Origin of the sequence: Cupriavidus sp. BIC8F, from assembly GCF_032465815.1 — a bacterium.
Classification (GTDB): Bacteria; Pseudomonadota; Gammaproteobacteria; order Burkholderiales; family Burkholderiaceae; genus Cupriavidus; species Cupriavidus necator.
This window is the reverse complement of sequence record NZ_CP136095.1, coordinates 114,502-127,523: the sequence shown is the minus strand read 5'-3', so window position 1 is coordinate 127,523 and position 13,022 is coordinate 114,502. Positions and strand designations below refer to the sequence as shown.

At 61.3% G+C, this 13,022-nt stretch carries 8 protein-coding genes, 2 tRNA genes and 2 rRNA genes; 10 read left to right on the top strand and 2 right to left on the bottom strand.

What is annotated here, in order from left to right:
* Positions 1–93 precede the first annotated feature (93 nt).
* From RS901_RS20795 to RS901_RS20770, 6 genes are all read left to right on the top strand, one after another.
* Positions 94–1,173, top strand: coding sequence for an ATP-NAD kinase family protein (locus RS901_RS20795; RefSeq protein ID WP_316155341.1), 1,080 nt, complete (start codon positions 94–96; stop codon positions 1,171–1,173).
* Positions 1,174–1,244: 71 nt separating this feature from the next.
* Positions 1,245–2,246 (top strand): thiamine pyrophosphate-dependent dehydrogenase E1 component subunit alpha, encoded by a 1,002-nt coding sequence (locus RS901_RS20790; RefSeq protein WP_035824681.1) that lies wholly within the window; start codon positions 1,245–1,247, stop codon positions 2,244–2,246.
* A gap of 36 nt (positions 2,247–2,282) precedes the next feature.
* Positions 2,283–3,299 carry an alpha-ketoacid dehydrogenase subunit beta gene (locus RS901_RS20785; RefSeq protein WP_316155336.1) on the top strand — a complete coding sequence of 339 codons (1,017 nt, stop codon included), beginning with the start codon at positions 2,283–2,285 and terminating at the stop codon, positions 3,297–3,299.
* A complete protein-coding gene (locus RS901_RS20780; RefSeq protein ID WP_316155334.1) occupies positions 3,299–4,423 on the top strand; it encodes an acetoin dehydrogenase dihydrolipoyllysine-residue acetyltransferase subunit in 1,125 nt (374 codons plus the stop codon). Before RS901_RS20785 ends, RS901_RS20780 begins: the two co-directional genes overlap by 1 nt.
* An 80-nt stretch (positions 4,424–4,503) precedes the next feature.
* Positions 4,504–4,845: a carboxymuconolactone decarboxylase family protein gene (locus RS901_RS20775; protein ID WP_316155332.1), complete on the top strand. Its 342-nt coding sequence runs from the start codon at positions 4,504–4,506 to the stop codon at positions 4,843–4,845.
* Between the two features lie 46 nt (positions 4,846–4,891).
* Positions 4,892–5,653, top strand: a complete 762-nt coding sequence (locus RS901_RS20770) for a lipoyl protein ligase domain-containing protein (RefSeq protein WP_316155331.1) — start codon at positions 4,892–4,894, stop codon at positions 5,651–5,653.
* A 181-nt stretch (positions 5,654–5,834) separates the two neighbouring features.
* On the opposite strand, the gene RS901_RS20765 is transcribed toward RS901_RS20770, so the two are convergent.
* Together RS901_RS20765 and RS901_RS20760 are read right to left on the bottom strand one after the other, a co-directional pair.
* Positions 5,835–6,656 (bottom strand): hypothetical protein, encoded by an 822-nt coding sequence (locus RS901_RS20765; RefSeq protein ID WP_316155329.1) that lies wholly within the window; start codon positions 6,654–6,656, stop codon positions 5,835–5,837.
* A gap of 431 nt (positions 6,657–7,087) precedes the next feature.
* Positions 7,088–7,477, bottom strand: a complete 390-nt coding sequence (locus RS901_RS20760) for an OsmC family protein (RefSeq protein ID WP_010813534.1) — start codon at positions 7,475–7,477, stop codon at positions 7,088–7,090.
* 564 nt (positions 7,478–8,041) lie between these two features.
* On the opposite strand from RS901_RS20760, the gene RS901_RS20755 reads away from it, so the two are divergent.
* The 4 genes from RS901_RS20755 to RS901_RS20740 all read left to right on the top strand — a co-directional run bounded on the left by RS901_RS20755 (position 8,042) and on the right by RS901_RS20740 (position 12,977).
* Positions 8,042–9,573, top strand: a 16S ribosomal RNA gene (locus RS901_RS20755).
* Between the two features lie 62 nt (positions 9,574–9,635).
* A tRNA-Ile gene (locus tag RS901_RS20750) sits at positions 9,636–9,712 on the top strand.
* Between the two features lie 12 nt (positions 9,713–9,724).
* Positions 9,725–9,800 (top strand) — tRNA-Ala (locus RS901_RS20745).
* A gap of 296 nt (positions 9,801–10,096) precedes the next feature.
* Positions 10,097–12,977 (top strand): 23S ribosomal RNA (locus RS901_RS20740).
* The 16S and 23S rRNA genes sit together here with 2 tRNA genes alongside, the layout of an rRNA operon.
* Positions 12,978–13,022 lie beyond the last annotated feature (45 nt).

The window sequence follows — 13,022 nt, the reverse complement described above, 5'->3', positions numbered from 1 at the left end:
GATACCCCTGTTTCCCCGGTTTTCACTGCCTGCGCGCACTGGCACGGCCATTGCAAATACGCCTGGCAAGACAACGACAACAGGAGACAGGCAATGGGGCACGCAGCAGGCGCCAGCGCGCAGATCGCGCCAGTGGTCGGCATCATCGCCAACCCGATTTCCGCGCGCGACATCCGTCGTGTGATCGCCAACGCCAACAGCCTGCAGCTGGCCGACCGCGTCAATATCGTGCTGCGCCTGCTGGCCGCGCTGGCGTCCTGCGGCGTGGAGCGCGTGCTGATGATGCCCGACCGCGAAGGCCTGCGCGTCATGCTGGCGCGGCACCTGGCACGCCGGCAGGGGCCGGACTCGGGCCTGCCCGCGGTCGACTACCTTGACATGCCGGTCACAGCGCGCGTCGACGACACCCTGCGCGCCGCGCGCTGCATGGCCGATGCGGGCGTGGCCGCGATCATCGTGCTGGGCGGCGACGGCACCCACCGCGCGGTGGTGCGCGAGTGCGGCGCGGTGCCGATCGCGGGCCTGTCAACCGGCACCAACAATGCCTACCCCGAAATGCGCGAGCCCACCATCATCGGGCTGGCCACCGGCCTTTATGCCACGGGCCGCATTCCCCCTGCGCAGGCGCTGGCGTCGAACAAGCGGCTCGACATTGTCATCCGCGACGGCAACGGCGGCTTTCGCCGCGATATTGCGCTGGTGGATGCGGTGATCTCGCACGAGCACTTCATCGGCGCGCGTGCCTTGTGGAAGACCGACACGCTTGCCGCCGTCTACGTGTCCTTTGCCGACCCCGAGGCCATCGGCCTGTCATCCATCGCCGGGCTGCTGGAGCCGGTGGGCCGGCGCGAGGAGGGCGGCCTCGCGATCGAGCTGGCCGCCCCTGGCGAAGGCGAATTCGACCTGTGCGCGCCGATCGCACCCGGCCTGATGTGCACCGTGCCGGTGGCCGGCTGGCAGCGGCTCGAACACGGCCGGCCCCATCGCGTGCGCCAGCGCAGCGGCATTGTCGCGCTGGACGGCGAGCGCGAACTGGCCTTCGGCCCGGACGACGAAGTCACCGTCACCCTGCATGACCACGCCTTTCGCAGCATCGACGTCGCGGCCTGCATGCGCCATGCCGCGCGCCACCACCTGATGCGCCGCCTGCCGCAGCACGCCGCGGTGGGATGACACGCGGGCACCGCGTCCGCCCGCTTTTCCCCTTTCTTGAAGTGCAACACCTGAAAACGAAGGAGACAGACATGACAGCCAGAGCTTCTCAAGATTCCGCCGCGCTGCCGCTCGACAAGGAGACGTTGCTGACGGTGTACCGGAAGATGCGCACCATCCGCGATTTCGAAGAACGCCTGCACGTGGACTTCGGGCGCGGCGACATCCCGGGCTTCGTCCACCTGTACGCGGGCGAGGAAGCCGCGGGCGTCGGCATCCTGCACCACCTGAACGATGGCGACCGCATCGCCAGCACGCACCGCGGCCACGGCCACTGCATTGCCAAGGGCGTCGATCCGGTGGCGATGATGAAGGAGATCTACGGCAAGAAGGGCGGCTCGTGCAATGGCAAGGGCGGCTCGATGCATATCGCCGACCTGTCCAAAGGCATGATGGGCGCCAACGGCATCCTGGGCGCGGGCGCGCCGCTGATCTGCGGCGCCGCGCTGGCCGCCAAGTTCCGCGGCAAGGGCGAGGTCGGCATCACCTTCTGCGGCGACGGCGCCTCCAACCAGGGCACCTTCCTGGAAAGCCTGAACCTGGCCGCGGTCTGGAACCTGCCGGTGATCTTCGTGATAGAGAACAACGGCTATGCCGAATCGACCTCGCGCGATTACGGCACCGCGGTGGACAGCTACGTGGACCGCGCCGCCGGCTTCGGCATCCCGGGCGTGACGGTGGATGGCACTGACTTCTTCGCCGTCCATGAAGCGGCCGGCGAAGTGATCCGGCGCGCGCGCGAAGGCGGGGGGCCGTCGCTGCTCGAATGCAAGATGGTCCGCTTCTACGGCCACTTCGAGGGCGATGCGCAAACCTACCGCGCCGCCGGCGAACTCGACGACATCCGCGCCAACAAGGATTGCCTGAAACTGTTTGGCCGCGCCGTGACCCAGGCCGGCGTGGTCGCGCGCGAAGAACTCGACGCGATCGACCGCGAGGTCGCCGCGCTGATCGAGCATGCCGTGCAGGAGGCCAAGGCCGCACCGCAGCCGGGGCCCGAAGACCTGCTCACCGACGTCTACGTCAGCTACTGATCCGCCACGCGCTAACCCAATATCAGGAGACAAACCATGGCTCGCAAACTGAGCATCAAGCTGGCGATCAACGAGGCGATCGACCAGGAAATGACCCGCGACCCCAGCGTCATCATGCTGGGCGAAGACATTGTCGGCGGCGCCGGCGCGGACGGCGAGAAGGACGCCTGGGGCGGCGTGCTGGGCGTGACCAAGGGCCTGTACGCCAAGCACGGCGACCGGCTGCTGGACACGCCGCTGTCTGAATCCGCCTACGTGGGTGCCGCCATCGGCGCCGCGGCCTGCGGCATGCGCCCGATCGCCGAGCTGATGTTTATCGACTTCATGGGCGTTTGCTTCGACCAGATCTTCAACCAGGCGGCCAAGTTCCGCTACATGTTCGGCGGCAAGGCCGAGACCCCGGTGGTGATCCGCGCGATGGTCGGCGCGGGCTTTCGCGCGGCCGCGCAGCACAGCCAGATGCTGACGCCGCTGTTCACGCATATCCCCGGCCTGAAGGTGGTGTGCCCGTCCACGCCGTACGACACCAAGGGCCTGCTGATCCAGGCGATCCGCGACAACGACCCGGTGATTTTCTGCGAGCACAAGAACCTGTACGGCCTGGAAGGCGAGGTACCGGAAGGCGCCTACGCGATCCCGTTCGGCGAGGCCAATATCGTGCGTGACGGCAAGGACGTGTCGATCGTCACCTACGGGCTGATGGTGCATCGCGCGCTGGAAGCGGCCGCCGCGCTGGCGAAGGAGGGTATCGAGGCGGAAGTGATCGACCTGCGCACGCTCTCGCCGCTGGACATGGACACCGTGCTGGAATCGGTCGAGAACACTGGCCGGCTGGTGGTGGTCGACGAGGCCAGCCCGCGCTGCAATATCGCCACCGATATTTCGGCGCAGGTTGCGCAGCAGGCGTTCGGGGCGCTCAAGGCGGGCATCGAGATGGTGTGCCCGCCGCATACGCCGGTGCCGTTCTCGCCGACGCTGGAGGACCTGTATATCCCCAGCGCCGCGCAGATCGTGGCCGCCGCGCGCAAGACCATGAAGGGAGGCAAGCACTGATGGCAACCGAACTTTCCCCCACGATTGTCCCGATCGTGATGCCCAAGTGGGGCCTGTCGATGAAGGAAGGCACGGTCAATGCCTGGCTGGTCGACGAAGGTACCGAGATTACCGTGGGCCTGCCGATCCTCGACGTGGAAACCGACAAGATCGCCAATGCGGTGGAGGCGCCCGACGCGGGCACGCTGCGCCGCAAGGTGGCGCAGGCCGGCGACGTGCTGCCGGTGAAGGCGCTGCTCGGCGTGCTGGCACCTGCGGAGGTGAGCGATGCGCAAATCGATGACTATGTCGCGGCTTATGAAACGCCGGCGGACGACGCTGGCGAAGAAGACGCCGCTGCCGCGTACCAGTTTGCCGACGTCGACGGCATCCGGGTCCGCTATGCCCGCAAGGGTGGCGGCGCCGAAACCGTGCTCTTCATCCACGGATTTGGCGGAGACCTGGACAACTGGCTGTTCAACCTCGATCCACTGGCCGACGCGTACACCGTCGTGGCCCTCGACCTGCCCGGCCACGGACAGTCGTCGCCGCGGCTCGCGGGCACGACGCTGGCGCAGATGGCCGGCTTTGTAGCACGCTTCATGGACGAGACCGGGATCGAGGCAGCGCATGTAGTCGGCCATTCGATGGGCGGCGGCGTGGCGGCGCAGCTGGCTGTGGATGCACCGCAGCGGGTGCTGTCGGTGGCGCTGGTGTCGCCGGTGGGCTTTGGCGACGCCGTCAACAGCGGCTATACCGAAGGCTTCGTCAGTGCCCAGTCCCGGCGCGAGCTCAAGCCCGTGGTCGAACTGCTGTTCGCCGACGCGGGGCTGGTCAGCCGCCAGATGCTGGACGACCTGCTGCGCTACAAGCGGCTGGACGGCGTCACCGAGGCGCTGACGGCACTGGGGCAGGGACTCTTCGGCGGCGGCCGCCAGAGCGAGCAGCCTGGCCAGCGGCTGGCCGGCAGCGGCAAGCGCGTGCTGGTGGTGTGGGGCGGTCAGGACCGGATCATCCCGGTCGCGCACGCTGAAGCCGTGCCGCCGGGAGCAACCGTCAAGGTCTTTGCCGATGCTGGCCACATGAGCCAGATGGAGAAGGCCAATGACTTCAACGCGCTGCTGAAGAAGCATCTGGCCGGCTGATGCCGCGCGCGGATGGCGCCGCCCCAGGGCGCCATCCGCTTGGCCAGTTCGCCTTGTTCGAATTCAAGACAGGACACCTCATGACCACAGACCTGAAGACCCGCCTGACCGAGATCAACAAGCAATTCGGTGCGCTCGGCCAGGCCCAGCCCGCCGCCATGAGCGCCTTCCAGGGCGTGATGAAGGCCGCCACGCAGGACGGCAGCCTGCCGGCCGCCGTCAAGGAACTGGTCGCCGTTGCGCTGGCGGTGCAGAAGGGCTGCGACGACTGCGTGCTGTTCCACACCAGCCAGGCGCTGCGCCATCGCGCCACGCGCGAGCAGATGGCCGAAGTACTGGCCATCAATATCGAGATGGGGGGCGGACCCGGCGCCATGTATGCGTCGAAGGCGCTGGCATACTTCGATGTGCTCAACGGCTAGCCTTGCTAGACTCCGCACGTTGCCATCCGGAGGCCGGTGCTATCCCATGCCGTTTGAATTTGTTGATGCGGCTCATGCCGGGCAGGCGGGCGGCGACCCGCTGCAGGATGAGCTGGCCTTGCTCGATCTCGCGGCACTGGGCCGGCAGGTGGCGCAGCTGTGGGAGGCGCCGCTGTCGCTGGTGGTGCCTCGCACCTACCTGCGCCACGCCGCGCTGGAAACCGCGCGCGCCGACTTCGCGCAGCAGGGATGCCCGGTGTTCCTGCGCATGTCGGGCGGCGGGCTGGTGCCGCAGGGCCCCGGCATCCTCAACCTGAGCCTGGCCTACGCAGTGGGGCAGCCGCCGGGTGCGCGCAGTGACGCGGTCTACCTGCACCTGTGCGAGGTCATCGGCAACGCGCTGCAAGCGCTGGGCGTCGACACGCACTGGCAGGCGGTGGACGGCTCCTTCTGCGACGGCCGCTTCAACCTGGCCTGGGGCCCGCCCGAAGCCGCGCGCAAGATCGCCGGCACGGCGCAGTACTGGCGGCGCGCACCCGCGGCCCTGCAAGCGCCCGACGGGCAGCGCCACCTGGTGCTGGCCCATGCGGTGCTGCTGGTCAGCGCCGACCCCGTGCAGATCAACGCGCGCGCCAATGCGTTCGAAGCGGCCATCGACAGCGGCCGGCGCTATGACGCGGGCAAGGTCGTCAGCGTGCGCGAGGCATTGCTGGCCGGCGACCGCACGGTCGATGACGAGGGCGCGCTGATGGCGCAAGTATCGGATGCGCTGCGGCGAAGCGTCGGGCAGACGCCGCCGCCGGCGTAGCCGCCTGACCGGGAGATGCCGATTGGTGATCTCAAAAAAATCGCGGCCCACGCGGGGCCGCTAAAAATCGGGAATGCGAGGCGTGTCAGATGCCTCAGGAGACGTTATCGGCACAGTGTGGGCCACCGAGACCCCACTTTGGTGGGGTCTATCGAGCATAATCATGGAGGCGAGCGATCCCTTACGCGATCAGGTAGGTGGAGTGCGGGTCCGGCCGGATGGCAGTGCGCAGCTTGCGCACGCTGGCTTCCAGTTCCGCATGGGCGGCATCGAGCCAGGCCACGCGATGGCGCACCGGGTCCTTGGCCGACAGGTCGCTGGCGGCGATCTCGCGCAGGAAGTAGCGCACCATGCTGCCGGCGCGCGCCGGCACTGGCATCATCCCCAGCAGTTGATGCTTTGCCAGCACCCGGCGGCTGACTGCATGCCGCAGCCCTGCCCATGCGGTACGGCCCAGCGCGATGTACAGCGCATCCGTGCGCATCTGCCGCACGGCGCCCAGGAACTGCGCTTCGAATACCTCGCGCAGCATCGGTGTCTCCAGCAGTTCTTCCAGTGGCCCGTCGAACGCCAGACAGCGCCGCGTGGTGGCATGCGGCAGCAAGGCAAGCGGTTGCAGGCGCTCGAACCCGTCGTTCCACAATGCCGCGGCGTGCGGCAGGCCGACCAGTTCCGGCACCCGGAAATGGTCGAGCATCCGGATCAGGTTGGGCCGCACCAGCTTGCCGCCCAGCTCGACGCGCCGCTTGTTCTCGCGCTGGATCACGCGGCCGGGTGCATGGGCGCGCATCAGTTCCTCGGTGACGGCGGCGGCCAGCCGCACATGGGCGTGGCCGGGCGTGGTGCTGACCAGCACCAGGGGTGCCTGGGTGTTCAGGTATTCGCAGGGCACGTAGTGCATGGCGTAGGTGCTGTCCTGTGCCACCACAACCGGTTTGGCGATCACGCCGACTGCGCCCGCAAGCCGAACCTGCGCGCAATACGCTTCGATGAAGTTGGTCAAGGAATCCCCCCGCTCGCTTCGATGTATCGGCGCTTTCTATTGGCGCCTTCTACTTGTTCTGCTTTCCGTTCATGCTAAGCCTGCGGTGCATGGCAGATAAAGCGCGCGGCGCCGGTTTGACCGGAATGCGACGAAACCTTGGTGGGCCAGCCAACACACCGGGGCAGGATGCCCCTCGAACGGGTGGGGCACGTGTGTGGTTCACGGCAGGTACGGTATCGCACCGCGTGCGTCAGGACGATGACATCAGGCGGGAGGGAATCAGCCGGAACGGGACGGCCGCGACGGTGGTCGCCGGAAAGAAAAGACCGGACACGTGCGTGTCCGGTGAACCCATTTGCTGACTCAGGTCGTGTCACAGTCTGAGAACTCAAATGATAACGATTATCATTTGAGTTGACAATAGCAAAGGGCGATCTTGCCGGTTGGAGTCAGGCAATCGAAGTCTGGATGGAAAACTGTCCCGACAAGGTCTTGTGCACCGGACAGCGGTTGGCCACGCGGAGCAGGTCATCCAGGATCTGGGGCGTGAGCTCACCGCTGACCTTGACCTCGCGGTTCATGGTGTAGGTCCCGTTGGCCTCTTCATGACCGACCGATACATGGACTTCGGTGATCGCATAGCCCTTGCGTTTGGCGTACAGCTGCAAAGTCAGCGTGGTGCAGGCGGCCAGGGCCGAATCCAGCAGGTCATGCGGGTTCGGGTATTGGGTGTCGCCGCCGGCAGATGCATCCAGGTCGGCCTGCCACTCGGCAGTCCCATTGGTCAGGTGGCAGATGCTGTTGCCCTGGCTTGGTTGCCAGGTCGCTTGGATAGTCATCAAACGTCCCCATCTATAAGAGAGCGGCCCGGCGGGCCGGAGCAACCATTCTATAAGCAGCGCCGGGCGGGGGCTGAAGTGGCTTGAAATGCATTTCCTAGGTGGTTTGGCTTTTTTTCGAAATACCCCTTGCCAACCCCGCTGCGGTCACTTAATATTCGCCCCCTCGCAACACAACGCAGCGCTGCAAAGCAGACGCAGCAAGGGTTGCGGGGTCGACCGGAGAGGTTGGCGCAGCGAAGTTAGCGCGCTGACCGCAGCGAAAAAAGATTGCTGAAACGGTTGACGAAACGAAGAAAGCTCTGCATAATCTCGTTTCTCTGCTGCAGACAACGCAGCAGCGCTGAACGGCAAAGCCGGCAGCGAAGTTCTTTAACAAACAAACAACCGATAAGTGTGGGCGCTGGGTAGCGGACGCCACTGTCTTCGGACGGTGTTGCTTCACAAGTTATACAGTGCTCGCACAGCAAAACGTGACTGGATCTTCGGATCTGGTCAGTCAGTTTTCTGAGAGTGAGCGACCGCTCGAAAGAGCGAGGGCCCGCGAGGGTCCACACAGAGATTGAACTGAAGAGTTTGATCCTGGCTCAGATTGAACGCTGGCGGCATGCCTTACACATGCAAGTCGAACGGCAGCACGGGCTTCGGCCTGGTGGCGAGTGGCGAACGGGTGAGTAATACATCGGAACGTGCCCTGTAGTGGGGGATAACTAGTCGAAAGATTAGCTAATACCGCATACGACCTGAGGGTGAAAGCGGGGGACCGCAAGGCCTCGCGCTACAGGAGCGGCCGATGTCTGATTAGCTAGTTGGTGGGGTAAAAGCCTACCAAGGCGACGATCAGTAGCTGGTCTGAGAGGACGATCAGCCACACTGGGACTGAGACACGGCCCAGACTCCTACGGGAGGCAGCAGTGGGGAATTTTGGACAATGGGGGCAACCCTGATCCAGCAATGCCGCGTGTGTGAAGAAGGCCTTCGGGTTGTAAAGCACTTTTGTCCGGAAAGAAATGGCTCTGGTTAATACCCGGGGTCGATGACGGTACCGGAAGAATAAGCACCGGCTAACTACGTGCCAGCAGCCGCGGTAATACGTAGGGTGCGAGCGTTAATCGGAATTACTGGGCGTAAAGCGTGCGCAGGCGGTTTTGTAAGACAGGCGTGAAATCCCCGAGCTCAACTTGGGAATGGCGCTTGTGACTGCAAGGCTAGAGTATGTCAGAGGGGGGTAGAATTCCACGTGTAGCAGTGAAATGCGTAGAGATGTGGAGGAATACCGATGGCGAAGGCAGCCCCCTGGGACGTCACTGACGCTCATGCACGAAAGCGTGGGGAGCAAACAGGATTAGATACCCTGGTAGTCCACGCCCTAAACGATGTCAACTAGTTGTTGGGGATTCATTTCTTCAGTAACGTAGCTAACGCGTGAAGTTGACCGCCTGGGGAGTACGGTCGCAAGATTAAAACTCAAAGGAATTGACGGGGACCCGCACAAGCGGTGGATGATGTGGATTAATTCGATGCAACGCGAAAAACCTTACCTACCCTTGACATGCCACTAACGAAGCAGAGATGCATTAGGTGCCCGAAAGGGAAAGTGGACACAGGTGCTGCATGGCTGTCGTCAGCTCGTGTCGTGAGATGTTGGGTTAAGTCCCGCAACGAGCGCAACCCTTGTCTCTAGTTGCTACGAAAGGGCACTCTAGAGAGACTGCCGGTGACAAACCGGAGGAAGGTGGGGATGACGTCAAGTCCTCATGGCCCTTATGGGTAGGGCTTCACACGTCATACAATGGTGCGTACAGAGGGTTGCCAACCCGCGAGGGGGAGCTAATCCCAGAAAACGCATCGTAGTCCGGATCGTAGTCTGCAACTCGACTACGTGAAGCTGGAATCGCTAGTAATCGCGGATCAGCATGCCGCGGTGAATACGTTCCCGGGTCTTGTACACACCGCCCGTCACACCATGGGAGTGGGTTTTGCCAGAAGTAGTTAGCCTAACCGCAAGGAGGGCGATTACCACGGCAGGGTTCATGACTGGGGTGAAGTCGTAACAAGGTAGCCGTATCGGAAGGTGCGGCTGGATCACCTCCTTTCTAGAGGCTTGTGTCTCAAGCCTAGCGTTCACACTTATCGGTTTGTTTGCTGTTACAGCCAAGGGTCTGTAGCTCAGGTGGTTAGAGCACCGTCTTGATAAGGCGGGGGTCGTAGGTTCAAGTCCTACCAGACCCACCAAGTTATCCGGAAGGGGGATTAGCTCAGCTGGGAGAGCACCTGCTTTGCAAGCAGGGGGTCGTCGGTTCGATCCCGTCATCCTCCACCATCACCTGGTACCTTGGATTGGTTGTCAAATGAAAGCGCTTCGCGACGCTGAGTTGCGAGTGTTTTCATTTGGCATTGCCAAGCGATCGCAAGATCGGCTGTTCTTTAACAATATGGGATGTAGTAAAGGTGTCGCGAAGCGTTGATGAGACGCTGCAGTACCAAACGCGATACCGGGTTGTGATTGTATCAACCAAAATGTATTTAAGTGATCGAAAGATGACTTGGAATACGGCACAAATGCGAGAACTCATCCTGTAGCGACTGTTTCGAGCAATCGAGACACACTCGTTATAGGGTCAAGCGAACAAGTGCATGTGGTGGATGCCTTGGCGATCACAGGCGATGAAGGACGCGGTAGCCTGCGAAAAGCTTCGGGGAGCTGGCAAACAAGCTTTGATCCGGAGATGTCCGAATGGGGAAACCCGGCCCGTATGGGTCATCCCTGACTGAATACATAGGTCAGGGAAGCGAACGCGGCGAACTGAAACATCTAAGTAGCTGCAGGAACAGAAATCAACCGAGATTCCCAAAGTAGTGGCGAACGAAATGGGAAGAGCCTTGTACTCTTTAGCAGCATTGTTAGCAGAACGGGATGGAAAGCCCGGCCATAGCAGGTGATAGCCCTGTATGCGAAAACAGCGTTGTGGAACTAGGTGTACGACAAGTAGGGCGGGACACGTGAAATCCTGTCTGAAGATGGGGGGACCATCCTCCAAGGCTAAATACTCGTGATCGACCGATAGTGAACCAGTACCGTGAGGGAAAGGCGAAAAGAACCCCGGGAGGGGAGTGAAATAGATCCTGAAACCGCATGCATACAAACAGTCGGAGCCTGGCAACGGGTGACGGCGTACCTTTTGTATAATGGGTCAGCGACTTACATTCAGTGGCAAGCTTAACCGATTAGGGAAGGCGTAGCGAAAGCGAGTCCGAACAGGGCGTTGAGTCGCTGGGTGTAGACCCGAAACCAGATGATCTATCCATGGCCAGGTTGAAGGTGCGGTAACACGTACTGGAGGACCGAACCCACTAACGTTGAAAAGTTAGGGGATGAGCTGTGGATAGGGGTGAAAGGCTAAACAAATCTGGAAATAGCTGGTTCTCTCCGAAAACTATTTAGGTAGTGCCTCGTGTCTCACCTTCGGGGGTAGAGCACTGTCATGGTTGGGGGGTCTATTGCTGATTACCCCGCCATAGCAAACTCCGAATACCGAAGAGTGCAATCACGGGAGACAGACATCGGGTGCTAACGTCCGGTGTCAAGAGGGAAACAACCCAGACCGCCAGCTAAGGTCCCCAAATATAGCTAAGTGGGAAACGAAGTGGGAAGGCTAAAACAGTCAGGAGGTTGGCTTAGAAGCAGCCACCCTTTAAAGAAAGCGTAATAGCTCACTGATCGAGTCGTCCTGCGCGGAAGATGTAACGGGGCTAAGCTATATACCGAAGCTGCGGACGCACAGTAATGTGCGTGGTAGGAGAGCGTTCCGTAAGCCTGTGAAGGTGTCTTGTAAAGGATGCTGGAGGTATCGGAAGTGCGAATGCTGACATGAGTAGCGATAAAGGGGGTGAAAGGCCCCCTCGCCGTAAGCCCAAGGTTTCCTACGCAACGTTCATCGGCGTAGGGTGAGTCGGCCCCTAAGGCGAGGCAGAGATGCGTAGCTGATGGGAAGCAGGTTAATATTCCTGCACCGTCGTATGATGCGATGGGGGGACGGATCGCGGAAGGTTGTCCGGGTGTTGGAAGTCCCGGTCCCTGCATTGGAGAAGGCGCTCAGGCAAATCCGGGCGCGGAATTCAAGGATGTGGGGCGAGCGGCCTAGTGCTGCGAAGCAATTGGAAGTGGTTCCAAGAAAAGCCTCTAAGCTTCAGTCATACGAGACCGTACCGCAAACCGACACAGGTGGGCGAGATGAGTATTCTAAGGCGCTTGAGAGAACTCGGGAGAAGGAACTCGGCAAATTGGTACCGTAACTTCGGGATAAGGTACGCCCTGGTAGCTTGACTGGCCTGCGCCAGAAGGGTGAAGGGGTTGCAATAAAATGGTGGCTGCGACTGTTTAATAAAAACACAGCACTCTGCAAACACGAAAGTGGACGTATAGGGTGTGACGCCTGCCCGGTGCCGGAAGATTAAATGATGGGGTGCAAGCTCTTGATTGAAGTCCCGGTAAACGGCGGCCGTAACTATAACGGTCCTAAGGTAGCGAAATTCCTTGTCGGGTAAGTTCCGACCTGCACGAATGGCGTAACGATGGCCACACTGTCTCCTCCCGAGACTCAGCGAAGTTGAAGTGTTTGTGATGATGCAATCTCCCCGCGGCTAGACGGAAAGACCCCATGAACCTTTACTGTAGCTTTGCATTGGACTTTGAACCGATCTGTGTAGGATAGGTGGGAGGCTTTGAAGCGTGGACGCTAGTTCACGTGGAGCCGTCCTTGAAATACCACCCTGGTTTGTTTGAGGTTCTAACCTTGACCCGTGAATCCGGGTCGGGGACAGTGCATGGTAGGCAGTTTGACTGGGGCGGTCTCCTCCCAAAGTGTAACGGAGGAGTTCGAAGGTACGCTTGGTACGGTCGGACATCGTACCTAAAGTGCAATGGCAAAAGCGTGCTTAACTGCGAGACCGACAAGTCGAGCAGGTGCGAAAGCAGGACATAGTGATCCGGTGGTTCTGAATGGAAGGGCCATCGCTCAACGGATAAAAGGTACTCTGGGGATAACAGGCTGATACCGCCCAAGAGTTCATATCGACGGCGGTGTTTGGCACCTCGATGTCGGCTCATCTCATCCTGGGGCTGTAGCCGGTCCCAAGGGTATGGCTGTTCGCCATTTAAAGAGGTACGTGAGCTGGGTTTAAAACGTCGTGAGACAGTTTGGTCCCTATCTGCCGTGGGCGTTGGAATCTTGACGGGGGCTGCTCCTAGTACGAGAGGACCGGAGTGGACGTACCGCTGGTGTACCTGTTGTCTCGCCAGAGGCATCGCAGGGTAGCTATGTACGGAAGAGATAACCGCTGAAAGCATCTAAGCGGGAAACTCGCCTGAAGATGAGGATTCCCTGGAGGCTTGACCTCCTTGAAGGGTCGTTCGAGACCAGGACGTTGATAGGCTGGGTGTGGAAGCGCAGTAATGCGTTAAGCTAACCAGTACTAATTGCCCGTAAGGCTTGATCCTATAACCAGTGTGTTTCACCTGGTGTGTGATCGCGACTGTGCCGAA